This window comes from Oceanobacillus sp. M60, assembly GCF_053839645.1.
In genome coordinates this window covers 369,598-395,147 of the sequence record NZ_JBSSNH010000005.1, presented here as the reverse complement: position 1 = coordinate 395,147, position 25,550 = coordinate 369,598, and the positions used below count along the sequence as shown (strand labels likewise).

The window sequence follows — 25,550 nt, the reverse complement described above, 5'->3', positions numbered from 1 at the left end:
AGCTCATCTCCTTTAAAGAAGACTTGCTGATTGGCAAGCCGTCAGGCGCAGACAGAAGCAAAGTCGCACTTATGCCCAGCGGGTAGAAAAAAAGAAGTTCGCTTTTTTTCTGCGGGGTCTTCACACTGGGACTGGGACTGCGATTACTCGTCCCATCGAAGAGCTTTTGCGATTACTCGTCCCATCGAAACCCGTCGTAGCGGACCTCTCTTTGGCAAGAACACCGATGTTTTAAAGATTCATTGACGTTCTTGATTTCCCATAAAGAAAAAAGTAAAACAAGCTCGGATTATTATCGGGAATGTCGAAGCTTGTGATAAAATAGAAAGCAGGGAGGGAATTATTATGAAGCGTATACAATTGGGAAACAGCGAATTATCTGTTCCAGTCATTTCTTTAGGATGTATGGTGATGCAGCAAAGTACGAAAGAGCAAGCGAATAAAGTGATTCATAATGCATTGGATCATGGAATCGATTTTTTTGACCATGCAGATATCTACGGAAAAGGAAAGTCTGAATCGGTATTTGCGGATGCGATTAATATGAGCCCCGCTATTCGCGAAAAAATGATAATTCAGTCGAAAGCAGGCATCCGTAACGGATTTTATGATTCTTCCAAGGAATATTTGATTTCATCTGTTGAAGAAAGCTTAAAGCGTTTGAAGACAGATTACTTAGATGTATTTTTGATTCACCGTCCGGACGCGCTGATGGAGCCGGAAGAAGTGGCAGAAGCATTTTCAGAGTTAGAAAAAAGCGGGAAAGTCCGGCATTTTGGGGTAAGTAACTTCCGGCCGCGTCAAATCGAGTTATTAAAAAAATATGTGGAGCAGGATCTCGTGGCTAATCAGTTACAGTTAAGTGTTACAAATTCCGGTATGATTGATCAGGGATTATATGCAAATACGGCCTTTGATCAGGCAAAGGATTTAGATGGCGGAGTGATTGATTATAGCCAGATAAATAATATGACAATTCAGGCCTGGTCCCCGCTCCGTTACGGTTTCTTCGGCGGGTTTATTATGGATCGGGATGCTTATCCGGAATTAAATAAAGAGCTGGACAAACTTGGAGAAAAATATGGTGTTGCCCGTGAGACGATAGCAATAGCATGGATTTTGCGTCATCCTGCGAATATTCAAACAATTATTGGAACGATGACTCCAAAACGTTTGTCGGAAATGGTAAAAGCAGCGGATATTACGTTGACGAGAGAAGAATGGTATCAATTATGGCAATCTGCAGGTAATAAATTACTGTAAAGAAAGCTCTAAAAACGTATACAGCATCAGATAATTATTGATTATCACGGAGAATCGTCCGTACAACTCCCGCCTCAAAATAAAGAGCGAAAATAAATTTATTTAGACGGGAGATAACGGACGCTAACTCCCTGAATCACTTAGGCTAATTCGGCGGGAGAAAAGCAAAAACGCCCACTGAATGAAGTTTCGTTTTATATTATGAAACTAAAAAAACCAGACTGGATTTTTCCAGTCTGGTTTTTCAATATTAATGCTTTACAGGACTTTCGGTTTCAATATTTTGCATCCAGTTAAATGGATCTTCCATATGGCCATATTGAATACCTGTAATCGTATCGTAGACTTTTTTCGAGATATCTCCTGTTTTTCCATCGTTGATAATCAGTTGTTTATCTCCCCATTTTAATTCGCCGATCGGAGAGATAACTGCAGCTGTACCAGAACCGAATGCTTCTTCTAATTCTCCTCTTTGGTAAGCTTCATACAATTCTTCGATAGAAATGCGTTTTTCAACCACCGGGATATCCCAGTGCTGTAACAGCTCGATGACGCTGGAACGTGTAATTCCGGAAAGGATGCTGCCGTTCAGTTTAGGTGTGATTACTTCACCGTTGATTTTGAAGAAAACATTCATGCTTCCAACTTCTTCAATATATTTCTTTTCTACACCGTCCAGCCAGAGAACCTGCGTATAACCAGTTTGAGCAACCAGCTCCTGTGCTTTTAAGCTTGCAGCATAGTTTCCTCCTGTTTTCGCTTCGCCGGTACCGCCTTTTACGGTACGTACATATTCATCTTCTACTGCAATTTTTACCGGGTTGATGCCTTCTTTATAATAAGCGCCTACCGGTGATAAAATGACAATAAATTTATAGCGTGTAGATGCAGACACGCCGATGTAAGTTTCTGTTGAAATAATAAACGGGCGAATATATAGCGATGTACCTTCTGTATGAGGGACCCAATCACGATCAATTGAAACCAGTTGTTTAATGGCTTTTAAAGCAAATTCTTCGTCAATCGGAGGGATACATAAACGATCATTTGATCTGTTTAAACGTTCCATGTTTTTCTCTGGACGAAATAATTCAATGCTTCCGTTATCCGTACGATAGGCTTTTAAACCTTCAAAAACAGACTGTGCATAGTGGAATACCATTGCAGAAGGTTCAATTTGTAGTGGTTGATATGGTACAATGCTCGCATTATGCCACCCTAACGGTTCTGAATAATCCATCACAAACATATGGTCTGTGAAAATCTTCCCAAAACTTAATTGATCATCCTGTGGCTTTTCTTTTTTTGTCTCACAACGCTGCACGCGAATAGTTTGTTCTTCCATATCAAAAGTCTCCTTGCCATTGATTAAATTTCTATATATCATAAGACATATCAAAGATTTTAGCAAGACTAAATTTTAAATTAATTTATTAAATTATGATTACGGGTACGATTAAAATGGAAAAGTGAGGAAATGAATAATGAAAAAAATGGTATTATTTGATTTGGACGATACAATCTTATGGGACAAAAAAAGTGTACAGGATGCTTTTGATTTAACATGTCGGCTGGCGGAAAAGGAAGCAGGTACTAATCCGGTTGAATTGGAAAAAAATGTTCGTACGAGGGCAAGAGAATTATATGCTTCTTACCCGACCTATGCCTATACACAAAAAATTGGCATCAATCCATTTGAAGGTCTGTGGGCAACGTTTGAAGACCCGGGGGAGGAGTTCCGCAAGCTGCGGGAAATAGCTCCTGTATACCAGGAGAAAGCCTGGCTGGAGGGGTTAAAAGATACTGGGGCGGATCTGCCGGAACTTGCTAAAAAATTGGCAGAGGCTTTTAGATCATATCGGATAGAGAGCCCGCATTTATTTGAGGATGCTTTGTCTGTTCTTACAGAGCTGGGAAAGGATTATCGCCTTGCTTTGGTTACAAATGGTTCGCCAAGTCTCCAAAACCTTAAATTAGAGATTTCATCTGAATTACCTCCTTATTTCGAGAAAATTTTTATCTCTGGAGATATCGGAACAGGAAAACCAGATCCGGAGATATTTCATCATGTTTTACAGCATCTCGCTATTGATCCGGAAGAGGCAGTCATGGTCGGTGATAATTTGAATACAGATATTATTGGAGCTAATCGGACAGGTATTGATTCTGTCTGGTTGAATCGATTTGATGCAGAAAATAGGACGGACATCGAACCAGCCTATGAAATCAAATCACTTACGGAGTTAAAAAATATCCTGCAATCTTAATTGGGGGGGGGGGAATGTCTGGACCCTTAATTTATAAAGGAATTTTATCCATAAAAAAACCGTTTGAACACAGCTGCACGCCATGGTTCAAACGGTTTTTTTAATATATTTTACAAATCAATCGCAGTAACAGATTTAATTTCGTCTAATAATGCAATTTCGGAAAGAGCTTTATCTTCTAAATGACGATCAATGGTCAGCAGCATAATGGCATTTCCACCTACATCTGAACGATCCACCTGCATGGTAGCAATGTTGATATTATGCTCTGCAAATGCACTTCCCATGCGTCCGATAACACCAGGCTGGTCAATATGCTGGATAACAACCATATGTCCTTCTGGAGTCGCATCCACCTGATAGCCATCAACACGGACAAGGCGTGCTCCGAGACCGTTTAATAGTGTTCCGGCAACTTTTCTGCTTCCGGAAGGTCCAGTTACTTCTATCGTAATCAGATTTGTAAATCCTTTTTGTGCCGATGTTTTGCTTTCGCTGACAGTAATTCCTTTACGATCCGCCAAGTATAATGCGTTGACATCATTTACACGGCTGCCGAGGAATCGTTTCAGGATACCTTTCACTGCATTGCGAGTGACCGGACCTGTTTCGATGTCACTTAATTCGCCGGAGTACATAATACGAATGTCATTTATGACTTCATTTGCTAAATCGATAATAAATGTACCCAGTTTTTCCGCTAAATAGAAATAAGGCTCGATTTGATGCATTGCTTCACTAGGGATAGAAGGCATGTTCACGGGGTGGCGGACTGCTTTACCTTCTAAGAAGCGGATAACATCATGGCTGACATCGATGGCTACAATCTCTTGCGCTTCGATTGTGCTGGCGCCTAAATGCGGTGTTGCCACAACCTCTGGCAGGGTGAGTAATTTATGTTCTGTAAAAGGCTCCTGCTCAAATACATCCAATGCCGCACCCGCTACTTTTCCAGAAACAATCGCGTCATACAAAGCATCCTCATCAATAATTCCGCCGCGGGCGCAGTTAACAATTTGTACGCCATCCTTCATCAATTCAAAGGCTTCTGCGTTAATTAGATGTTTTGTTTCTTTTAACAGCGGTGTATGCACTGTAATGAAATCACCCGCTCGAAGCACTTCCTCTAACGTAGCATTTGTTATTCCCATCCGCTCTGCTTTTTCATCGGTTAAGAATGGGTCATAAGCAACTACATTCATGCGCTGTCCTTTGGCGCGTTTCGCTACTTCGGCACCAATTCTTCCCAGTCCTACAACGCCCAGTGTTTTTTGTTTTAATTCCACACCGACAAAACGTTTGCGGTCCCATTGCTTTTGTTTTAAAGCATAGAAAGCCTGCGGGATATTTCTGGACAGGGACATAATCATGGCCACAGTATGCTCAGCAGCAGAATTGGTATTTCCGTTCGGTGCATTTACGACAATAATTCCATTTTCTGTTGCTGCTTCCAAATCAATATTATCTACGCCGACTCCGGCACGTCCGACAATTTTCAAGCGGGATGCTTTTTCCAGTAAAGGACGTGTAACCTGTGTCTGGCTGCGAACGAGTAAAGCATCGAATTGGTCGATATTTTCTAAGAGCGCTGCTTCATCCCAGCCTGGATTTTTAACAATCTCTATATTTTCGATTTCTCTTAATGGTTTAATTCCTTCGTCACTTAATGGATCACTGACTAATACACGATATGTCATGAGTTACTTTTCCTCCTGTTGCAAATAAATTTCTTGGGCAGCCTGAACCCCTTTGCCAAGCTGGATATCTTTTCCGATTTTCACAAGACCGATTTCGATTAAGCTGATTGTTTGCAGCACGTCAGCAGGAGAGCAATAGCCCATGTGCCCGACACGGAAAATCGATCCTTTCAGGTGCTGCTGTCCGCCGGCCATGGTTAAATTGAACTGTTCCTTGACTGCAGAACGGAGCGCCTCTGAATCAAAGTCCGCCGGCCGGACCGCTGTTACGGTTGGAGAAGCATCTTCATCTGCTGCCAGTAAAGGAATATCCAGTGCTTTAAAAGCAGCTCTTGTCATATCACGCATAACGATATGCCGGCGGTACACATTTTCCAGGCCTTCCTCTTCCAGCAGATTCAGAACTTGATCGAGTCCAAATAAAAGGGAAAGCGCAGGTGTATACGGTGTAGATACTTTTTCTAAGTTTTTCCGGTAAACGCGCATATCTAAATAGAAGCGCGGCTGCGGATTGTCTTCAATAACCTTCCAGGCACGCTCGCTTGCTGCAATGAACATTAAACCGGCCGGCAGCATAAATGCCTTTTGCGAACCTGTTACATAAATGTCCACACCCCATTCGTCCATGTTAGCTTCCACGCCGCCCAGGCAGGACACACCATCCACAACGAAAAGAGCATCAGAAGATTCATGTACGGTTTTGGCAAGCTGCTCAATTGGATTTAAAATACCGGTAGAGGTTTCACAATATGTAGCAAAGACTACCTTGATTTCCGGATGTGCTTGTAAATATTCTTGAACGGCTTGAGGGTCAATTGTATCTCCCCATTCCACATCAATTCGGTGCAGCTTTAATTGAAAAGCATCGCATATTTTTGCAAAACGATCACCAAATGCTCCGCTGACGATAACAAGAACATCATCTCCCGGGTGTGCAGCGTTGCTGACAGCCATTTCTAAACCTGCTGTCCCGCTCCCGGCAACAGGAATCACATCCTGCTTCGTTCCAAATACAGATTTTAGCTTTGGAAGAATCCGTTCTAATAATTCTTTCGTTTCTTTCCCGCGGTGACCGATCATAGTCTGGTTCATTGCGCGCCCTACACTTGGAGGGATAGGACTCGGCCCAGGTATTCTTAGAATGTGCTGATCTTTTAGCATGAATGGTAAGCTCCTTTAAAATGAATTTAATAAATGGAATATCAATAAGTACCAAACTGGTATTATTGGATATGATAGCAACTTTTCAAGAATCCAGTTTTATAAAAAAATACAATGTCTTTAAAATGTTTTATTGGCAAACAATGTAACATTTTTTATAAGGTTAAGATACTTTTGTGAGGTTAAAAACGGATGTTTATCGATATCCAATTAATAATATACGGATATTTTAACATAAAAGTATTTAAAAATGCAGATTCATATGAAAAAGTATTTCTTACCAATATAGCAACCTCAACCGTATTGTCAATATAAAGTTACATATTATATGGGCGCAGCAGAGAAGAGAATTGTCGTTAAGGAGAGACATTAAAAAATTCAAAACCCGTTCATTCCGGCATAGAAATCGCTTTCCAGGATGTTTATAAAAAAGAAAAAACACTAAATAAATTGAACTATGCGAATATTATACCTATAATAGTCGAAAAAGGAAGGTGTAAAAATGGAGAAAGATTTAAGGATAAAAAGTAAAGCTTTTGACGGCACCATGCGAGCTCCTAATAGGGCGATGCTACGTGCAGTCGGGGTGACCGATGAGGATTTTAAAAAACCGATGGTCGGAGTTGCCAGTACATGGGCAGAGGTAACGCCGTGTAATATCCATTTGAATGATTTAGCTTTAGTTGCTAAAAAAGGAGTTAGAAAAGTTGACGGTGTGCCGTTAATTTTTAACACAATCACCGTATCTGACGGTATTTCTATGGGAACACAGGGAATGCGCTATTCTCTTCCTAGCAGAGATTTGATTGCTGACTCCATCGAAACAGTTGTCGGGGCAGAAAATTTAGACGGTCTTGTTGCGATAGGCGCTTGTGATAAGAATATCCCTGGATGTATGATGGCAATTGCCAATGCAGAGGTTCCGGCAATTTTTGTATATGGCGGAACCATTGCACCTGGAAATCTTGATGGAAAAGACATTGATATTGTTTCTGTATTTGAAGGTGTCGGGCAGCATAATGCAGGGAAAATCGATGATAAACAGATGAATCGGATTGAATGTCATGCCTGTCCGGGCGCAGGGGCATGCGGCGGGATGTATACCGCAAATACAATGGCTTCCGCAGCAGAAGCCATGGGATTAAGCTTACCGGGAAGCTCTTCCAATCCGGCAGAATCACAGGAAAAACTTGCCGATGTGGAAGCAGCAGGGGAAGCCATCAGAACATTGTTGGAAAAAGGAATCTATCCAAAAGATATAATGACTAAAGAGGCTTTTGAAAATGCGATTACTGTTGTGATGGCACTAGGCGGCTCTACGAATGCTATTCTTCACTTGCTGGCAGTTGCTCATGCAGCAGAAGTGGACTTAACCATAGACGACTTTAACCGTCTTCAGGAAAAAGTGCCGCATCTTGCTGATTTAAAGCCAAGCGGGCAATTTGTATTCCAGGATCTTCACAATGTTGGCGGTGTCCAGGCAGTAATGAAAATGCTTTATGAAAATGGCTATCTGCATGGAGACTGTATGACGGTTACTGGGAAAACTATTAAAGAGAATTTAGAGGATGCACCATCATTAAAAGAAGGTCAAAAAGTAATTATGCCATTAAATGAACCAAAAAGAGAAGATGGACCTTTGATTGTTCTAAAAGGGAACCTTTCTCCAACAGGCGCGGTAGCAAAAGTATCCGGAGTGAAAGTAACCAGACATACCGGTCCTGCACGCGTATTTAATACCGAAGCAGAAGCAACAAAAGCCGTGATGAATAATGAAATTAAAGACGGCGATGTACTTATTATCCGTTATGTAGGTCCAAAAGGCGCACCAGGGATGCCGGAAATGCTTTCAATTTCCAGTATTCTAGTCGGGAAAGGAATGGGAGAAACCGTAGCATTGCTGACAGATGGACGTTTTTCTGGGGGCACACATGGTTTAGTAGTAGGACATATCTCTCCGGAAGCACAATCTGGCGGACCAATCGCACTCCTTGAAGAAGGCGACAGTGTCACTATCGATTCATCCACGAAGGAAATCTTTGTGGATCTGTCTGATGAAGAATTGGACAAGCGTCGTAAAGCATGGGAAGCGCCGGAATTATATAAAAAAGGTATCTTAGGCAAATACGCACATAATGTAAAATGTTCTTCTAAAGGTGCTGTCACTGACTATTTGAATCGTGATTAACATAATTAAATTTATAGAACCTCCATCAGGTGATTCGATTATCATCTGATGGAGGTTCTTCATGTTTAAATGGAGCGGGATTTAAAATAATTTGTTAGGATGGCCGGCTTGAAGCAGCAGTATAAGCACTTTGCCAAAGTATCTAACCTAAGAAAAATAAGCTGTAATCTAATTTTAACAAAAAGTACGATGACAATATATATCAGCAATGTAAACGCATACATAAAATCAGACTAAATAGAATTATTAAAAAAATTACAAAATACTATTGACTATCATACAGAAACAAGATATGATTGTTCGCAATATAAGATATTTCTTAACGAAACATTTTTAAAATATCAAGAAGTTATTGCTTCACCAATATATTAAATACGTTGACGGGAAAAAAGGAAAAGACCATAGCTTTCACAGAGATCTGGGGGTGCTGGAAGCCCAGAATAGCTACTTATTCCGACATCGTCCCTGAGTGTCACATGGAAAGGAATATTCCAATTATATGTGACCAGGTGCATGGTAATCTATGTACCTGTTATCAAACATAGCTCTAGCAGCTATTGAGGCAAAGTTTGAAAGAACTTTGAAAAACTGGGTGGTACCGTGAAAAGCAGATCCTTTTCGCCCCATACATGATAAGAAAGCATGTACATGGGGGGGAAAAGGGTCTTTTTTAATTATTTTCGTAAAAACCCGAAACCAATCGCATGACAAATAGTTAGTTTAATTGAAAATTTCAGTTTTTTTAGCAAATAGGAAAATATCAGCGTATTCCATTTGTGTAACACAATCATTCATCCGAAAGCGTGGTGAATGGCACGTTTTCAAAAGAAAAAGGAGGGGCATTGTTGTGAAAGTTAATGCAAATCAAGGGGTGGAAGTGAAGAGTAATTTGGTCACAGGGTCTGATTTGTTAGTTCAGGCATTGGAAAAAGCAGGTGTTGAAGTAGTGTTTGGTTACCCGGGGGGTGCTGTTTTACCAATTTATGATGCGCTGCACCGTAACGATACAACCTTCAAGCATGTACTTTCGCGACATGAGCAAGGCTCCATACATGCGGCGGAAGGTTATGCAAGAGTGTCAGGGAAACCAGGTGTTGTTATTGCAACATCAGGCCCGGGGGCAACGAATTTAATTACAGGAATTACAGATGCTATGATGGATTCGATTCCATTAGTTGTATTCACGGGACAGGTTGCGAAACAGGTTATTGGAACAGATGCTTTTCAGGAAGCAGATGTCATGGGAATCACGACACCAGTTACAAAGTATAATTACCAGGTAAATGATATCGCGGACTTGCCGAGAATCGTGAACGAGGCATTTCATGTTGCAACAACAGGGAGACCAGGTCCGGTAGTTATTGACATTCCTAAAAGTATTTCCGAAACTGTAACAATCAATGATTACGAGGATGATTTTTATTTGCCGGGCTATCAGCCGACAGTTTATCCGAACCCGATGCAAATCTCAAAAGTAACGGATGAACTAAGCAAAGCAGAAAAGCCGGTCATACTCGCTGGAGCAGGAATTTTAATTGCAGGAGCAACAGAAGAGTTAAAGCAATTTGTCAACAATTGGGAGATTCCGGTTGTCACGACACTGCTGGGACTGGGAAGCTATCCCGGCGGAGATAACCTGTCGCTTGGCATGGGTGGAATGCATGGAACGTATGCAGCAAATAGAGCCATTTATGAAAGTGACTTGCTTATCAATATCGGAGCACGGTTTGATGATCGATTGACTGGAAATCTGCAGCATTTTGCTCCTAATGCAAAAGTAGCTCATATCGATATTGACCCAGCTGAAATAGGGAAAAACGTTGAAACAGCAATCCCAATCGTAGCAGATGCGAAACAGGCGTTGAACGTACTTCTGCAGCAGGAAGTAAACCGCGGAGATTATACAGCCTGGTTAGATAAAATCAAGAAGAATCAAAAAGAATATCCGTTATGGTACAACCGCGAGGATAACCCAATCAGCCCGCAATGGCTAATCGAGCAGGTATATGAAAAGTCGAATGGAGAAGCGGTTGTGACAACCGATGTAGGACAGCATCAAATGTGGGCAGCTCAGTTCTACACCTTCAAGAACCCGGATAATTGGGTGACTTCTGGAGGGCTTGGTACAATGGGCTTTGGTTTTCCTGCAGCAATCGGCGCACAAATCGCCAAGCCGGATAAGATGGTTATCTCTATCGTAGGAGATGGCGGTTTTCAAATGACATTGCAGGAGCTGTCTATCTTGAAAACACAGAATTTGCCAGTAAAAGTGGTTATTCTGAATAATGAAGCACTTGGAATGGTAAGACAGTGGCAGGAAACATTTTATGAAGAACGTTACTCTCATTCCTTATTTTCAGAAAACCCTGATTTTGTGAAACTGGCAGAGAGTTATGGAATCAAAGGAATGCGTGTAGAGGATGAAAAGAATGTTCCAGATGCGCTGGAGGAAGCTTTCTCGCATGATGGCCCGGTTGTTATTGACTGCCGGATTGAAAGACAGACATGTGTATACCCGATGATTGCACCAGGCAAAGGAATGCACGAAATGATTGGGGTGACAAAATAAAATGAAACGGATAATCATTGCCACCGTTCAAGATCGCGGCGGGGTATTAAATCGAATCACTGGCATGCTCCACAGACGCCAGTTCAATATTGAAAGTATTTCTGTCGGCGCTTCGGATGTAAAAGGTATTTCCAAAATGACATTTGTTGTCGAAATTTCGGATAAGCAGAAGCTGGAGCAATTAACGAAGCAGCTGAATAAACAAATCGATGTCATTAAGGTTTTAGATGTCACAGATAAAGCCATTGTGACTAGAGAACTCGCTTTAGTAAAAGTGGTCGCGAACAATCAGACGAGACCTGAAATTATGACACTGATTACGGCATTCCGTGCAGATGTGATTGATATCAGCAAAGACAGCCTGATGATACAGGTTACCGGCAAGCCGGAAAAAGTCGATGCATTGATTGGACTGCTGCGGCCATATGGCATCAAAGATTTAACAAAAACAGGATTAACAGCATTTCCAAGAGGTTATCAACCTGAACAAGGTTTTAGTGAGCTGAACAATATGTCAGCCCATGGATAATAAATAATTATAATAATAGACAAAGATGAGAGGGAGATTACATTATGGCAAAAGTATTATACAACAAGGATATCAATCAAGAGGTACTAAGAGATAAAAAAATCGCAATTATTGGATATGGTTCACAAGGTCATGCACATGCAATGAACTTAAGAGATTCGGGATTTGATGTTATCGTCGGCTTGCGTCCAGGAAAGTCACAGCAAAAAGCAGAAGCAGACGGTTTTGAAGTATTTTCAGTAGCAGAAGCAACAGCTCAGGCTGATTTAGTAATGGTATTACTTCCAGATGAAATGCAGCCAAAAGTATATGAAGAAAGCATCAAGGATAACTTGCAGGAAGGAAATGCATTAGCATTTGCTCATGGATTTAATATCCACTTTACACAAATCGTGCCTCCTTCAAATGTAGATGTATTCTTAGCAGCACCAAAAGGACCTGGACATTTAGTACGACGCACGTATGAAGAAGGAGCTGGCGTACCAGGATTATACGGTGTGGAACAAGATTACACTGGAAATGCAAAAGAAGTAGCACTTGCTTACTCTTATGGTATCGGCGCAGCAAGAGCAGGCGTATTGGAAACCAGCTTCCAGGAAGAAACAGAAACAGATCTATTCGGAGAACAGGCTGTACTGTGCGGTGGAGCTACTGCACTTGTAAAAGCAGGATTTGAAACATTGACAGAAGCAGGCTATCAGCCGGAAGTAGCATACTTTGAGTGTCTGCATGAATTAAAACTAATCGTTGACCTGCTTTATGAAGGTGGATTAGAAAACATGCGTTATTCTATCTCCGATACAGCACAATGGGGCGACTTCGTATCTGGACCTCGTGTTGTTGATGAAGGAACAAAAGAGCGTATGAAGGATATTCTTTCTGATATCCAAAATGGTACCTTTGCGAAAGGCTGGATTTCCGAAAACCAAACAGGCCGTCCGCAGTTTAACGCAATCAATCGTCGTGAAAATCAACATCAAATTGAAGTTGTTGGAAGAGAACTGCGTGCTTTAATGCCATTTGTTAAAAAACCAATTAACGATGTAACGGAAAAAAATGAAAAGGCACACGCTCAAAATTAAGTTTTTTGATAAGGCTCTTTAAAGATGGTGAGCAGTCACCCAGAGTTGATTTAAACTAATAATCTAAGCAGCTTGAAAAAATAGAAGATGGATTGGAAGGAGGCTGGATTTCCAGCCTCCTTCAATGGACGTATGAAACCAGCTATCCAGATCTTCCTTGCAGCCCTGTTTGTATATAGCCCGTATCAATCAAAAGAAGGCACCAGGCACCTGAGGAAATTGTCGAAACAGGTGTAAACAGGCTTTCTTAGGTAAAAGGGGAGTTTGGAGATGCCGAATGATTTGCAGGAGATGCGACGTGTTTCGACAAACTTCCATAAATGCATTTGTTTAAGCGGTGAAATGTTACTTTGTTCAAAAGAATACTACTATTAAACAGCTCGTTCACGAGTAAGAAGAAGGAGAAATAATAATGGAAAAGAAAATTGTCCTGTTACCTGGAGATGGAATTGGTAAAGAAATTATGGAGTCAGCAAAAAAGGTACTCGCAGCGATTGAAAGTGAATATCATCATCGGTTTATTCTCCAGGAGTGTGCAATTGGCGGAGATGCTCTTGACCGTTATGGTGTGCCATTGCCAGATGATACACTTCATGCATGTAACGAAGCAGATGCTGTCTTGCTCGGGTCAGTGGGAGGTCCTAAATGGGATAATCAGCCGCCGGAATTCAGACCGGAAAAAGGGTTGCTGGGAATTCGCAAAGGCTTAGGCTTATTTGCAAATCTGCGCCCTGTGAAGACATTCCCGCCCCTGTTACATGCCTCTCCTTTAAAAGAAGAAATTGTCAAAGATTCTGATATGATGATTGTTCGTGAATTGACTGGCGGTTTGTATTTCGGCGAACCTAGTGAACGCAGAAACAATGGAGAAGACGTGGTAGATACACTCGCTTATTCGAGACACGAGATTGAAAGAATCGTAGAAAAGGGCTTTGAGTCTGCACAAATCCGTAATAAGCATTTAACTTCGGTGGATAAAGCAAATGTATTAGAATCCAGCCGGGTTTGGAGAGAAATCGTGAATGAAAAAGCAGCTGGTTATCCAGATGTAGAAGTAGAGCATTTGCTGGTAGATGCCGCTGCAATGAAGCTGATTACCAATCCAAGCGGATTTGATGTAGTTGTTACAGAGAATTTATTTGGCGACATTTTAAGCGATGAAGCTTCGGTTCTGACAGGATCGCTTGGCATGCTTCCATCAGCAAGTGTCCGCACAGACGGTTTAGGAATGTATGAGCCGGTCCATGGTTCAGCTCCTGATATCGCTGGAAAAGGGATTGCGAATCCAATCGGCATGATTTTATCCACGGCATTAATGCTGGAATACTCCCTGGGGATGCAGGAAGAAGCGAAAGCAATCGAATCCGCGGTGATGGATTGCCTGGAGCAGGGCTATCATACAGCAGATTTAAAAATTAAAGATGGCAAACAAATGAGTACAGATGAAATAACAGAAGCGATTATCGAAAATTTAACGACAAAGTGTATTTCTGATTCAATTTGTAGCTCTTATGTATAAGGAAGTTGAACTATTTTAAGGACGATATGTATCGTTTCGGAGGTGTAGAAATTGGGAAAGGCTTTGACAGCATTTGAAAAAATTTGGAATAAGCATGTTGTAAAAGAAGAGGAAGGAAAGCCGGCTCTTTTATATATCGACCAGCATCTTGTTCATGAGGTAACGTCTCCGCAGGCGTTTGAAGGTTTAAGGCTGAATGGACGAAAGGTAAGGCGTCCGGATTTAACCTTTGCTACAATGGATCACAACGTTCCAACTATTAACAGAGAAAACATGAAGGACGAAATTTCCAAAAAACAAATGGAAGCTCTAAAAAAGAATTGTGCCGATTTTGGCGTGAAGCTGGCGGATATGTATCATCCGGATCAAGGGATTGTCCATATCATTGGGCCGCAGTTAGGTTTAACCCAACCGGGAAAAACCATTGTTTGCGGGGATAGCCATACATCCACACATGGAGCATTTGGAGCATTTGCATTTGGGATTGGAACCAGTGAAGTAGAGCATGTTTTGGCAACACAGACAATCTGGCAAGACAAACCTAAAACATTGAATGTTCAAGTCGTTGGAGATTTAGGTGTTGGAGTGACAGCGAAAGATTTGATTCTGGCGATTATTGCAAAATTCGGCGTTCGTTTTGGAACAGGATATGTAATGGAATACACTGGTGACGCCATTCGTAAATTAACGATGGAAGAGAGAATGACGGTTTGTAATATGTCCATTGAAGCTGGCGCACGTGCCGGTTTAATCAGTCCGGATGAAACAACCGTAGAATTCCTTCGCGGCCGTGAAATGGTTCCAGAAGGAGAAGCTTTTGAAGCTTTAGCAGAAGAATGGTTAGCACTGGCAACAGATGAAGGTGCAGAATTTGATCATACCGTTACCATCTATGCAGACGAAATTGAACCACAGGTAACTTGGGGAACAAACCCTGGAATGGGCGTTCCAGTCAATGCTTCTACACCGACAATTGCCGACTCGGAGTATCCGGACGAAGTAGAACGTGCTCTGACCTATATGGATTTAGAAGAAAATCAGCCGATCACATCGATTCATGTCGATCATGTCTTTATTGGGTCTTGTACGAATTCCCGATTGAGTGACCTGAAAAAAGCCTCGAAAATTGTAGAAGGCAAGAAGGTAAAAGACGGTATTAAAGCAATCGTGGTACCTGGATCATTTTTGGTAAAACAGCAGGCGGAGGAAATCGGCCTTGATAAAATCTTTATAGATGCCGGATTTGAGTGGAGAAATTCAGGCTGCAGTATGTGTCTGGGAATGAATGATGATATTGTCCCTGCTGGCGGCAGATGTGCATCGACGTCAAACCGGAACTTTGAAGGAAGACAAGGAAATGGAGCGCGCACACACTTGGTAAGTCCAGAAATGGCGGCTGCAGCAGCCATTGAAGGACATTTTGTAGACGTGAGAAAATATGTTGGAGTACCGAGTTAGGAGGAGTAGATGATGGAAGCTTTTAAAGAGCATAAAGGAATTGCTGCTCCGTTAAATCGCAGTAACGTAGATACAGATCAGATTATACCGAAGCAATTTTTAAAACGAATTGAACGCACCGGCTTTGGTAAATTTTTATTTTTCCATTGGCGTTTTGACGATGACGGGAACTTACGTGATGATTTTGTTTTAAATCAGCCCAAATATGAAAATGCTACAGTGCTTTTAGCAGGCGATAATTTTGGCTGCGGCTCCTCCCGTGAGCATGCACCATGGGCATTGGAGGATTACGGATTTAAAGTAATTATTGCTCCGGACTTTGCCGATATTTTTTATAATAATTCGTTGAAAAACGGCATATTAGTAATAAAGATGAATGAAGAACAGGTGCAGCAATGGATGAAAAAAGCGGAAGATGGTTTAACCCTGGATGTTGATCTAGAAAATCAGAAAATTACAGATGCAGATGGCACGGTTGTTTCCTTTGATATTCCAGCTTACCATAAGGAAAAGCTTCTTAACGGCTGGGACGATATCGCACTGACGCTTTTAGAAGAAGATGCCATTAAGGCATTTGAAGAAAAACGTGCTTAGAGATGATAAGCAGCTTTAATTATGAGAAAATAGAGAGATAGATAGAAAACTATAATGAATAAGAGGACTGAAGGAGTGTGGATTCACTTGGGGATCGCTTAACTGGTGAAAAAGTATATCAAGCATGGAAGAAATTAAAGCCAATTGTTCATCAAACACCGCTGTTAACATCACATACAACAGATGAATTAGTAGGGAAGCATGTCTATTGTAAGATGGAAAATCAGCAAAAAACGGGTGCATTTAAGTTTCGGGGCGCAAGCTACAAACTGATGCAGATGACAGATGAAGAGCTTGAGAATGGTGTTATTACTGCATCTGCCGGAAATCATGCGCAGGGAGTTGCACATGCCGCATCCAAATTAGGTGTGAAGGCAACAATATTTATGTCAGAGGGCACACCGCTTGCGAAAGTGAATGCAACTAGAAATTATGGTGCAGATGTTATCCTGACAGGAGAGAGCTTTCAAGAAGCTTATCAGGCCTCACTGGAGCATCAGCTGAAAACTGGCGCAACCTATATTCATCCTTTCGACGATCATGATATTATGGCTGGACAAGGTACTATTGCTATGGAGCTGCTGCGTCAGGAAGACCGTATCGATACGATTTTAGTACCAATTGGCGGCGGCGGTTTAATCAGTGGAATTGCAGTTGCTGCTAAGCATATCAACCGAAATATCAAAGTGATTGGTGTACAGGCTGAAGGAGCTGCAGCTATTTATGACAGCTATCGCACTAAACAGGTGAAAAAATGGACGCAGGTGAACACCATTGCAGAAGGTATTGCAGTAAAGGAACCCGGAAAGCATACTTTACCGATCATCCGGGAATATGTCGATGATATTGTCACTGTAACTGATGAACAAATTGCTGCAGCGATTATATATATGCTTGAACGGAATAAAACATTGATGGAAGGAGCTGGAGCAGCCGCTCTGGCAGCCCTATTCGCACATCATCATCAGCTTCGTTCTAGACATTGCGGAGTCATCGTGAGTGGTGGGAACCTCGATATCGGGAACATGCAGCGAATTCAAGAGTTATCCGAAAAGTATAAGCCAAAAAAAGTAAAATCATATGTCGCTTTGTAAAATGAAACTTCATTCCGTAAGGGAAACCTTATGGAATGAAGTTTTTTAGTGTTGTGAAAAATGAATAGAAACAAAAAGGTCTGCAGATAAAATCAAATTTTGTTGCATTTTCTAAAATCATTTCAAGATAATAGATAAATGTTTAACGTTAAAATATCCAATTTAATCCTGTTTTAAAGGTATATCCACCTTTATTAAATTGTTAATATATGTTAAAAATGACGGTATGTAGATGACTCTGACTGATAAAACGACACGAAAGAAAAGAGAAAGAATGAAAAAAATTATTCCGGTTTTTGTAGTAAATTATTGGAATAAGCCCTTGGTTTTAAAGGATTTTAATGTCGTAAAGAAAAAAATGTATATCGTTTCCAATTTTATTTTTTGTCAAAACCTATTGATTTTAGGGAGGTTATAAACTATAATTTCAAAGTATATTAAGGTTTGTTTACGATAAGTTTTCGAACTTTAACTTTTTGAAATAAAAATGCAATATTTTATAAGAGCCAGAGATGAGAGAAAATAGAATAGATTTTACTGTATTAAAGCGATAAAATTCTCGTTTATTTACGGACAATTTTCAGAAAAATTTCAACAGTTATACTTTTATCATACTACATAATGTTATACGAGATAAAACAGTCGCTTAATCGGTGCACTAGATTTATATCATAGATGATTGCTGCAGCAATTATAAAACGAAACTTCAGCCAGTGGAAGTTGAGTGATTCAGGGAGATAACGGACGGTTCTCCGTGATAAAACAGATATGATTTAGTAGAAGAGCAGAGCTTAGACCAGGAATGTTTGTACAAATCTTTTTAGTTAGGAATTAATTAAAATGAATGAGTGTACATGCATTTTTTTATTCAGAAATTACTCAAATTTTTGTCATCTGAGTATTCAATAAATAGAAAAGGAGGGGGCTGAAATTTTTAGGGAGAGATTCATACAGCGTAGAGAAAACAATTTGAGTAAGGGGGGACACGGGTTTGAGTAATGAATTGTTAAAAATAAAAAACCTTAAAACATCTTTTCGGATTGACGATGAATATTACGCAGCGGTGGATGATGTAACGCTTACGTTGAATAAAAATGAAATATTGGGGATTGTTGGAGAATCCGGTTCAGGAAAAAGCGCTTTGGCATTTTCAATCATGCGTTTACACACGAGAGCGAAAATAGAGGGAGAAATTTCGTTAAATAATCAAAATATTGTTAAGATGCCAAAATCGAAGCTGAATAAAATACGCGGAGACGAGATGGCGATGATTTTCCAGGATCCGCTGACTGCATTAAATCCATTGATGCCCATTAGCAGACAAATTGAAGAGAACTTATTTTTGCATAATAAAAAATTGGGGCAGCAGGGCAGAAAGAAACGCACGATTGAATTGCTTAATTTAGTAGGCATTCCAAGACCAGAGCGAGTTTATGAGCAATTTCCACATGAATTATCCGGTGGGATGAGGCAGCGTGTCATTATAGCAATTGCAATTGCCAATGATCCAGAGCTGTTGATTGCTGATGAGCCGACTACTGCTTTGGATGTGACGATTCAGGCGCAAATTCTTGATTTAATCCAAGAATTAAAACAAAAAATACATGCAGGGATTATTTTGATTACTCATGATTTAGGCGTTGTTGCGGAAATGGCTGACCGGGTGGCGGTTATGTATGCTGGGCAAATTGTAGAAATAGCACCTGTGGATAAGTTGTTTGCTAATCCGCTCCATCCTTATACAAGATCCTTATTAAATTCGGTGCCGACAGAAGGACAGGACAGGCTTCATGTGATTCAAGGTGTTGTGCCGACGTTAAAAAACCTGCCGAGAACAGGCTGTCGTTTTGCAGAGCGTATCCCTTGGGTCGATGCATCTCATCACGAGGAGAACCCAGACTTACATGAAGTGGAACCTGGGCATTTTGTCAGATGTACTTGTTATAAGCATTTTTACTTCCCGGATAATAAGGAGGAACAGGAAAATGGCGTTTCTTGAGGTGAAAGATTTACAAGTATACTTCCCGATTAAGGGTGGAATTTTAAATCGAACGGTTGATCATATACGTGCGGTTGACGGGGTGTCTTTTGAACTGGAGCAAGGGAAGACATATGGATTGGTAGGAGAATCTGGTTCTGGAAAATCAACCACAGGGCGTGCGATTATTGGTTTGGAAGATGTGACCTCTGGACAAGTATTGTTTAATGGAAAAGACGTTACTGATAAAAAAGCAAAAACCAAAGATTTCCGAAAAGATGTCCAAATGATTTTTCAAGATCCTTATTCTTCGTTAAATCCGAGAAAAAGGGTATTGGACATTGTGGCAGAGCCCCTTCGGAACTATGAAAAATTATCAAAATTAGAAGAGAGGAAACGTGTACAGGAGCTTTTAGATATCGTTAATGTGAGTTCTGACAGTATTTTTAAATATCCGCATGAATTTTCTGGCGGGCAGAGACAGCGTATCGGAATTGCCAGAGCGATTGCTTTAAAACCGAAACTGATTATTGCAGATGAACCTGTGTCTGCTTTGGATGTTTCTGTACAGGCGCAGGTGCTTAATTTTCTTCAGGAAATCCAGAAAGAATTGAATCTAACCTATCTCTTTATCAGCCATGATTTGGGAGTGGTAAAGCATATGTGTGACAATATCTCAATCATGTATAAAGGAAGGTATGTGGAACAGGGCAGCACAAAAGACATCTTTGAAAACCCACAGCACATTTATACAAAACGGTTAATTGCAGCTATTCCCGATATTGATCCTAAAAATCGTGAGAGGCAATTTAAATTCCGGCAAGAAATAGCAAAAGAATATCGTGAGTCTTATGATAGGTATTTTGACGGTAACGGGCTGGCTTTCGGTCTTCAGTCTATTTCTAGCACTCATAAAGTTGCTTTGCCAGAGAAAGGTTGATTCGTCTATGTGGAAATTTATTGTTAGAAGGCTATTAATTACATTTCCCCAAATTGTATTTTTAAGTGTGCTTGTATTTATTATGGCACAGCTTATGCCTGGGGATGCACTCACCGGTTTGATTGATCCGACAATTACACAGGAAGCTTTGGAAATTCAGCGTGAGCGGTTAGGGCTTAATAATCCATGGTATATCCAATATGCAGATTGGGTTACTGGCCTGGTACAGGGAGATTTAGGACAGTCCTATCGATTTAAAACGGATGTAACAGCGGTCATTTCTGAGCGATTAAATAATACAGTCCTGTTATCTGTTGTTGCACTTGTATTTACATATTTAATTGCCATCCCGCTTGGACTTATCAGCGGGCGTTATAATGATTCGCCTTTGGACTCAGCAATTACAGGCTACACCTACCTTGGTTTTGCTACACCTATTTTTATATTCGCTTTAGTTATTCTTTGGATTTTTGGGTACCAGCTGGGATGGTTTCCGACAAGCGGCAGTGTGGCTCCTGGAATGCAACCCGGGACAATGGAATATTACCTGAGTAAATTAAATCATTCACTTTTACCAGGAATATCCATCGCATTGATTTCTGTTGTCGGCACGGTGCAATATTTAAGAAGTGAAATTGTTGATACAAAGCAAAAGGATTTTATTATTACAGCAAGAGCAAAGGGAGCTTCTGAAAACCGTGTTTATAACAGACATATTTTCCGGAACTCAGTCCTGCCGATTGCAGCTTTCTTTGGCTGGGAAATCACATCTTTAATTACAGGTACTGTGTTTGTCGAGAGGATTTTCGGTTATCCAGGGATGGGGCTTTTATTCTTAGAATCAATCGGGCAGCGTGATTTTAGTGTTGTGACAGCACTTACCTTATTATTCGGTATTGCCAGCATCTTAGGTGCTTTATTATCGGATATTATCTTAGGTATGGTAGATCCGAGGATCCGTATTAAATAGAATTTTGACAGACACTGAGGTGAATAATATATGGAAGCTAATACGGCTAAAATTGCTGAACAAAAGAGTCCTTCTTCCCTTAATATCTTATTAAGGGAGTTGGTTCGGGATAAACTGGCTTTGGTTTCATTGATTTTCTTAATTTTAATTACCGCTTTCGTATTTGGAATTTCTTTATTTCTAAATCAGGCTGAAATTGTGACGGTGGATCTATTCGCTATTAATGAACCGCCTTCTGACCAATTTATATTAGGAACAGATTATGGCGGACGTGATGTATTTGGCCAATTAATTATTGGCACACGTAATTCTTTAGCAATTGGGTTTTTAGTAACAGTTATAAGCGGGGTATTCGGAATCGCTTTTGGTGTTGTATCTGGTTATTTTGGAGGGCACATCGATAATTTCATGATGCGTATTATCGACTTCTTTATGGTATTGCCATTTCTAATGATTATTATTGTTTTTGTAACGATGACACCAAGTTATGATATCTTCACTTTCGCTGTCATTATGGCAGCCTTTAACTGGATGGGAATAGCAAGGTTAATCCGCTCCAAAGCATTGCAGGAGAAAGAGCTTGATTATGCACAAGCATCGAAAACATTAGGCTCTTCTAACTTTAGCATTATTTTTAAACAGGTTTTACCCAACATTACATCCTTAATTATCGTAACGATGACGTTGAATTTAGCGCAAAATATTGGAATAGAGTCTGGATTATCCTTTCTAGGATTTGGTTTTCCTGAGGACACGCCGAGTTTAGGAACATTATTAGCTTATGCAACAAATCCGCAAACATTGGAATTTCGCTGGTGGATATGGGTGCCGGCTGCAGTATTGATTCTATTATTAATGCTAAGTGTCCGTAATGTCGGAGAAGCATTGCGGCGTGCGGCAGATGCAAGACAACGGAGAGGTTAGAAATTTATTCTGTTACTTACATCAATTACTTACATCAATTGCTTACAGCAGCTTGATGTTTAGTATATATTGCCGGTAGTCCTTGCCGGCGTAAAAGAAATATAATTAAAAGGGAGGTTTACAAGGATGAGTAAAGCAAAATTTAGCAAGCTTTTATTTGCAATGATGTTGGTTCTACTTCTTGTACTTGCAGCCTGCAGCGGCGGTTCTGATGATGCTGAGGGTGACGGAGGCGGAGACAGCGGAGATAGCGGTTCAGAAGAAAATAATGATTCAGAAGAAGCTGATGGGGAGATATATGATATAGCTGATTTTAGTCCTAGTAAAGAAGGGGAAGCAATGGATGGCGGAGAGTTGAATTTTGGACTTGTATCAGATACCGTTTTTGCTGGAACCTTGAATTTTAATTTTTATTCAGACGTATATGATTCGGAAGTAATTGATTGGTTCGATGAGGCGCTTTTAGAAGTTGACGATACGTTCACTTATACTCAAGAGGGTGCAGCTCAATTTGAGGTCAATGAGGAAGGAAATGAATTTACTTTTACAATTCGTGATGAAGTTAATTGGCATGATGGCGAACCAGTAACTGCAGAGGATTGGGCATTTGCCATTGAAGTTATAGCTGACCCGGATTATGACGGTCCGCGTTATGGGGATGTTGTAAACCTCGTCGGTGCAGAAGAATATCATGATGGGGAAGCGGATAGTATAGAAGGATTAGAGATTATTGACGACAAAACGTTGAAAATGACCTTTAAACAAGCAACACCTTCCTTACTTTCAGGCGGAATATGGTCTTATGCGTTGCCAAAACATATCTTTGAAGATATTCCAGTAGCAGATATGTCTTCTTCTGATGCGGTACGTGAAAACCCGATTGGGATTGGCCCGTTTAAAGTGGAGTCTATCACTCCAGGTGAGTCTGTAACATATACGAAGAATGAGGATTATTGGAGAGGCGAGCCTTCTTTAGATAAAGTAACACTAAAAGTAATTGCTCCTCAAACTGTCGTACAGGCCTTGGAAACTGGAGAAGTAGATATGGTGGATTCTTTCCCTACGGATCAATATCCAGATGTAGTAGATTCTTTAACAAATGTAGATTTCTTAGGAAGACTCGACAGATCTTATTCATATGTCGGATTTAAACTAGGAACATGGGATGATGAGAATGGAAAAGTAGATATGGATTTAGAAAATTCAAAAGTCGGCGATGTCGAATTGCGCCGGGCAATGTGGTATGCAGTAGATAATGATGCTGTAGGAGAACGCTTTTATAATGGATTACGTTGGAATGCAACCACATTAATGCCGTCTTTCTATGAAATTTATCATGATGACTCTATTGAAACGCCAACTTATGACCCGGATATGGCAAATCAAATTTTAGATGAAGCCGGCTATGAAGACGTAGACGGAGATGGCATCCGTGAAAATCCAGACGGAGAAGAGCTAGTGCTTAATTATGCAACGATGGAAGGCGGAGACACCGCAGAACCTTTAGCAAATTATTATATCCAATCATGGGAACAAGTTGGAATTAAAGTCGAAAAAATTGATGGACGTTTATTAGAATTTAATGATTTCTATGATCGAATTGGACAGCAGGGTAATGATGATCCAGACATTGATGTTTATTCAGCTGCTTGGTCAGTAGGAACGGATGTTGACCCGACAGGCTTATGGGGACCAAATGTAATATATAATTTCACTCGCTGGGAGGATGAAGAAAATACACGTCTTCTAGAAGAAGGAGTTTCTCCAGAAGCGATGGATCTAGAATATCGACAAGAAGTGTATAGTGAGTGGCAAGAATATATGGTAGAACAAGTGCCTGTGTTCCCAACGGTTTACCGTGCAGAATTAGCTCCGGTTAACGAACGCGTAGTAAATTGGGATATTCGACAAGAAGGACAGGAAATACTTCGTTATGAAGTTGGTGTGACTCAGGACGAACCAGTATTGCCTTAATAGAATGATTGGGAAAGACTCGCAGCTTGCGGGTCTTTTCTTTTAGGGTGTATTCTTAATCAAGAATAATTATCCATGACAGTTTTGGCCCTGTTTCACAAAAATCTCGGACAGAGACTGCTTGTTTCATTAAAAGAAGTGCTGAAGTTTTAATTTCCAAATGCGTGGACTAACTCCACCGTCTTTAGACGGTATCCGCTTTTAGCCTTATCTTTTTTGTCCATACTAACAGAAGAGGTGATGGTATGGACGGATATAGAAAAAGCGGTCATGCAGTATATGATATTAAGTATCATGTTATATGGGTAACGAAGTATAGATATAAGGTGTTGCAAGGACATATAGTAGTAAGAGCAAGAGAATTGATTAGGCAAGGTTGTGAAGCAAGAGGAATAACCATCTTGCAAGATAGTGTTTGCAAAGATCATATCCATTTATTATTATCTTGTACACCAAGTGTTGCCCCAAGTAAAATCATGTAATATCTGAAAGGAAGATCATCAAGGTTATTACAAGACGAATTTCCAGAACTAAAGAAAAGATATTGGGGACAGCATTTGTGGGCAAGAGGGTACTTTTGCGCCACGGGTGGAACTTATCATCACAATAATAAGGTTTTACTTTTTAAATAATAAAAGAGAAATCAATGTATTTATCTATTTTTCGTAGTAATTGATCTTGGGGAACTAAGTCTTCTAAACAAAATCGATTTCGTTTTGCGTGTGTTTTCTAGTGTGAAACAAGCTCATCACTGCCTTTGTGTGGTACTTCTATTATACCAAATAATTACGGTCAATTTGGAGCCATTTTCAACATGAAAATAGGCAGCCGAGGGTTTTTCGACTGCCTGATTTCCCCTAAGAGTAATCCTTTTTATTGGAATGTTTAATCTCCGTCTCTCTTCTTTTATAATTTTGGTAAGTGAACCAACATCCTAGCAAAATAAAGGGAACCATAACCAGAATATTTGCTAAGGGTGAAAATTCTAACGTGATATTAAGAATTATCAGCACTGCAACAAAAGCTAGAAGTATTAGTATTTGTTTCAATTTAAATTTAAATTTTGATTCCACCTTACTCACTTCCCTTCAATTCTTATCTTACTCTATTGTAACACTTTTATTTTTTATTTTATGGGAAGATGGAGAAGCATTCCCGTTCCAAAATTCATATTGTGTTCTGACTCCTTTACCTTGTGCTTCAGCATCTTGGAAAGTATCAGTAAGTGGATAAACCTTCTTTTTCTGTCCTATCTGGTCCTATTGCTGCATCTGCACTGTTCACAAAACTCAGGTTCACTCCTATATTTAAATGCTAACACCTATGTAGATGTTTTAACCTCC

18 protein-coding genes and 1 pseudogene are annotated in these 25,550 nt (G+C 40.4%); 16 read left to right on the top strand and 3 right to left on the bottom strand.

The window, feature by feature from the left end:
- Positions 1–345: 345 nt before the first annotated feature.
- Positions 346–1,263: an aldo/keto reductase gene (locus tag ACW0TQ_RS14980; protein ID WP_332094413.1), complete on the top strand. Its 918-nt coding sequence runs from the start codon at positions 346–348 to the stop codon at positions 1,261–1,263.
- Positions 1,264–1,513: 250 nt separating this feature from the next.
- Here ACW0TQ_RS14980 and ACW0TQ_RS14975 read toward each other — a convergent pair whose 3' ends face one another.
- The gene (locus tag ACW0TQ_RS14975) at positions 1,514–2,608 is read right to left on the bottom strand and encodes a branched-chain amino acid aminotransferase (RefSeq protein ID WP_042530013.1); all 1,095 of its coding nucleotides are present in this window, start codon (positions 2,606–2,608) and stop codon (positions 1,514–1,516) included.
- 139 nt (positions 2,609–2,747) lie between these two features.
- Between ACW0TQ_RS14975 and ACW0TQ_RS14970 the strand changes: the two genes are divergently transcribed.
- Positions 2,748–3,530 (top strand): HAD family hydrolase, encoded by a 783-nt coding sequence (locus ACW0TQ_RS14970; RefSeq protein ID WP_212928350.1) that lies wholly within the window; start codon positions 2,748–2,750, stop codon positions 3,528–3,530.
- Positions 3,531–3,640: 110 nt separating this feature from the next.
- On the opposite strand, the gene serA is transcribed toward ACW0TQ_RS14970, so the two are convergent.
- Entirely contained in the window at positions 3,641–5,227 is a 1,587-nt protein-coding gene (gene serA / locus ACW0TQ_RS14965; protein ID WP_455725799.1) for a phosphoglycerate dehydrogenase, read from the bottom strand.
- Between the two features lie 3 nt (positions 5,228–5,230).
- Positions 5,231–6,388 carry a pyridoxal-phosphate-dependent aminotransferase family protein gene (locus ACW0TQ_RS14960; RefSeq protein WP_212928349.1) on the bottom strand — a complete coding sequence of 386 codons (1,158 nt, stop codon included), beginning with the start codon at positions 6,386–6,388 and terminating at the stop codon, positions 5,231–5,233.
- 502 nt (positions 6,389–6,890) lie between these two features.
- On the opposite strand from ACW0TQ_RS14960, the gene ilvD reads away from it, so the two are divergent.
- The 14 genes and pseudogenes from ilvD to tnpA form a co-directional block, all read left to right on the top strand.
- Positions 6,891–8,576 (top strand): dihydroxy-acid dehydratase, encoded by a 1,686-nt coding sequence (gene ilvD, locus ACW0TQ_RS14955; protein ID WP_368900914.1) that lies wholly within the window; start codon positions 6,891–6,893, stop codon positions 8,574–8,576.
- A gap of 847 nt (positions 8,577–9,423) precedes the next feature.
- Positions 9,424–11,145: a biosynthetic-type acetolactate synthase large subunit gene (ilvB, locus tag ACW0TQ_RS14950; protein WP_193065369.1), complete on the top strand. Its 1,722-nt coding sequence runs from the start codon at positions 9,424–9,426 to the stop codon at positions 11,143–11,145.
- A 1-nt stretch (position 11,146) separates the two neighbouring features.
- On the top strand, positions 11,147–11,674 hold the full coding sequence (gene ilvN, locus ACW0TQ_RS14945) for an acetolactate synthase small subunit (protein WP_042530026.1): 528 nt from the start codon (positions 11,147–11,149) through the stop codon (positions 11,672–11,674).
- 44 nt (positions 11,675–11,718) lie between these two features.
- Complete coding sequence (ilvC, locus tag ACW0TQ_RS14940; protein WP_042530028.1) at positions 11,719–12,756, top strand: ketol-acid reductoisomerase; 1,038 nt, start codon at positions 11,719–11,721, stop codon at positions 12,754–12,756.
- Between the two features lie 412 nt (positions 12,757–13,168).
- Positions 13,169–14,275 (top strand): 3-isopropylmalate dehydrogenase, encoded by a 1,107-nt coding sequence (gene leuB, locus ACW0TQ_RS14935; RefSeq protein ID WP_212928347.1) that lies wholly within the window; start codon positions 13,169–13,171, stop codon positions 14,273–14,275.
- Between the two features lie 51 nt (positions 14,276–14,326).
- Entirely contained in the window at positions 14,327–15,733 is a 1,407-nt protein-coding gene (gene leuC, locus ACW0TQ_RS14930; protein ID WP_042530031.1) for a 3-isopropylmalate dehydratase large subunit, read from the top strand.
- A 12-nt stretch (positions 15,734–15,745) separates the two neighbouring features.
- A complete protein-coding gene (gene leuD, locus ACW0TQ_RS14925) occupies positions 15,746–16,327 on the top strand; it encodes a 3-isopropylmalate dehydratase small subunit (protein ID WP_212928346.1) in 582 nt (193 codons plus the stop codon).
- A 77-nt stretch (positions 16,328–16,404) separates the two neighbouring features.
- Positions 16,405–17,421, top strand: coding sequence for a threonine ammonia-lyase (ilvA, locus tag ACW0TQ_RS14920; RefSeq protein ID WP_042530036.1), 1,017 nt, complete (start codon positions 16,405–16,407; stop codon positions 17,419–17,421).
- A gap of 991 nt (positions 17,422–18,412) precedes the next feature.
- Positions 18,413–19,420, top strand: a complete 1,008-nt coding sequence (locus ACW0TQ_RS14915; RefSeq protein ID WP_212928345.1) for an ABC transporter ATP-binding protein — start codon at positions 18,413–18,415, stop codon at positions 19,418–19,420.
- The gene (locus tag ACW0TQ_RS14910) at positions 19,407–20,339 is read left to right on the top strand and encodes an ABC transporter ATP-binding protein (protein WP_193065373.1); all 933 of its coding nucleotides are present in this window, start codon (positions 19,407–19,409) and stop codon (positions 20,337–20,339) included. The genes ACW0TQ_RS14915 and ACW0TQ_RS14910 overlap by 14 nt, the downstream gene beginning before the upstream one ends.
- 7 nt (positions 20,340–20,346) lie before the next feature.
- The gene (gene opp4B, locus ACW0TQ_RS14905; protein ID WP_042530042.1) at positions 20,347–21,309 is read left to right on the top strand and encodes an oligopeptide ABC transporter permease; all 963 of its coding nucleotides are present in this window, start codon (positions 20,347–20,349) and stop codon (positions 21,307–21,309) included.
- 30 nt (positions 21,310–21,339) lie between these two features.
- Positions 21,340–22,233 (top strand): ABC transporter permease, encoded by an 894-nt coding sequence (locus ACW0TQ_RS14900; RefSeq protein WP_042530044.1) that lies wholly within the window; start codon positions 21,340–21,342, stop codon positions 22,231–22,233.
- A gap of 126 nt (positions 22,234–22,359) precedes the next feature.
- A complete protein-coding gene (gene opp4A, locus ACW0TQ_RS14895) occupies positions 22,360–24,207 on the top strand; it encodes an oligopeptide ABC transporter substrate-binding protein (RefSeq protein ID WP_042530047.1) in 1,848 nt (615 codons plus the stop codon).
- Between the two features lie 245 nt (positions 24,208–24,452).
- A pseudogene (tnpA, locus tag ACW0TQ_RS14890) lies at positions 24,453–24,800 on the top strand (IS200/IS605 family transposase); the annotation flags it as partial.
- Positions 24,801–25,550: the final 750 nt, after the last annotated feature.

Coding starts and splice junctions, on each gene's coding strand:
- ACW0TQ_RS14980 (WP_332094413.1), top strand. CDS start 346: ATGAAGCGTATACAATTGGGAAACAGCGAATTATCTGTTCCAGTCATT.
- ACW0TQ_RS14975 (WP_042530013.1), bottom strand. CDS start 2,608: ATGGAAGAACAAACTATTCGCGTGCAGCGTTGTGAGACAAAAAAAGAA.
- ACW0TQ_RS14970 (WP_212928350.1), top strand. CDS start 2,748: ATGAAAAAAATGGTATTATTTGATTTGGACGATACAATCTTATGGGAC.
- serA (WP_455725799.1), bottom strand. CDS start 5,227: ATGACATATCGTGTATTAGTCAGTGATCCATTAAGTGACGAAGGAATT.
- ACW0TQ_RS14960 (WP_212928349.1), bottom strand. CDS start 6,388: ATGCTAAAAGATCAGCACATTCTAAGAATACCTGGGCCGAGTCCTATC.
- ilvD (WP_368900914.1), top strand. CDS start 6,891: ATGGAGAAAGATTTAAGGATAAAAAGTAAAGCTTTTGACGGCACCATG.
- ilvN (WP_042530026.1), top strand. CDS start 11,147: ATGAAACGGATAATCATTGCCACCGTTCAAGATCGCGGCGGGGTATTA.
- ilvC (WP_042530028.1), top strand. CDS start 11,719: ATGGCAAAAGTATTATACAACAAGGATATCAATCAAGAGGTACTAAGA.
- leuB (WP_212928347.1), top strand. CDS start 13,169: ATGGAAAAGAAAATTGTCCTGTTACCTGGAGATGGAATTGGTAAAGAA.
- leuD (WP_212928346.1), top strand. CDS start 15,746: ATGGAAGCTTTTAAAGAGCATAAAGGAATTGCTGCTCCGTTAAATCGC.
- ACW0TQ_RS14910 (WP_193065373.1), top strand. CDS start 19,407: ATGGCGTTTCTTGAGGTGAAAGATTTACAAGTATACTTCCCGATTAAG.
- opp4B (WP_042530042.1), top strand. CDS start 20,347: ATGTGGAAATTTATTGTTAGAAGGCTATTAATTACATTTCCCCAAATT.
- ACW0TQ_RS14900 (WP_042530044.1), top strand. CDS start 21,340: ATGGAAGCTAATACGGCTAAAATTGCTGAACAAAAGAGTCCTTCTTCC.
- opp4A (WP_042530047.1), top strand. CDS start 22,360: ATGAGTAAAGCAAAATTTAGCAAGCTTTTATTTGCAATGATGTTGGTT.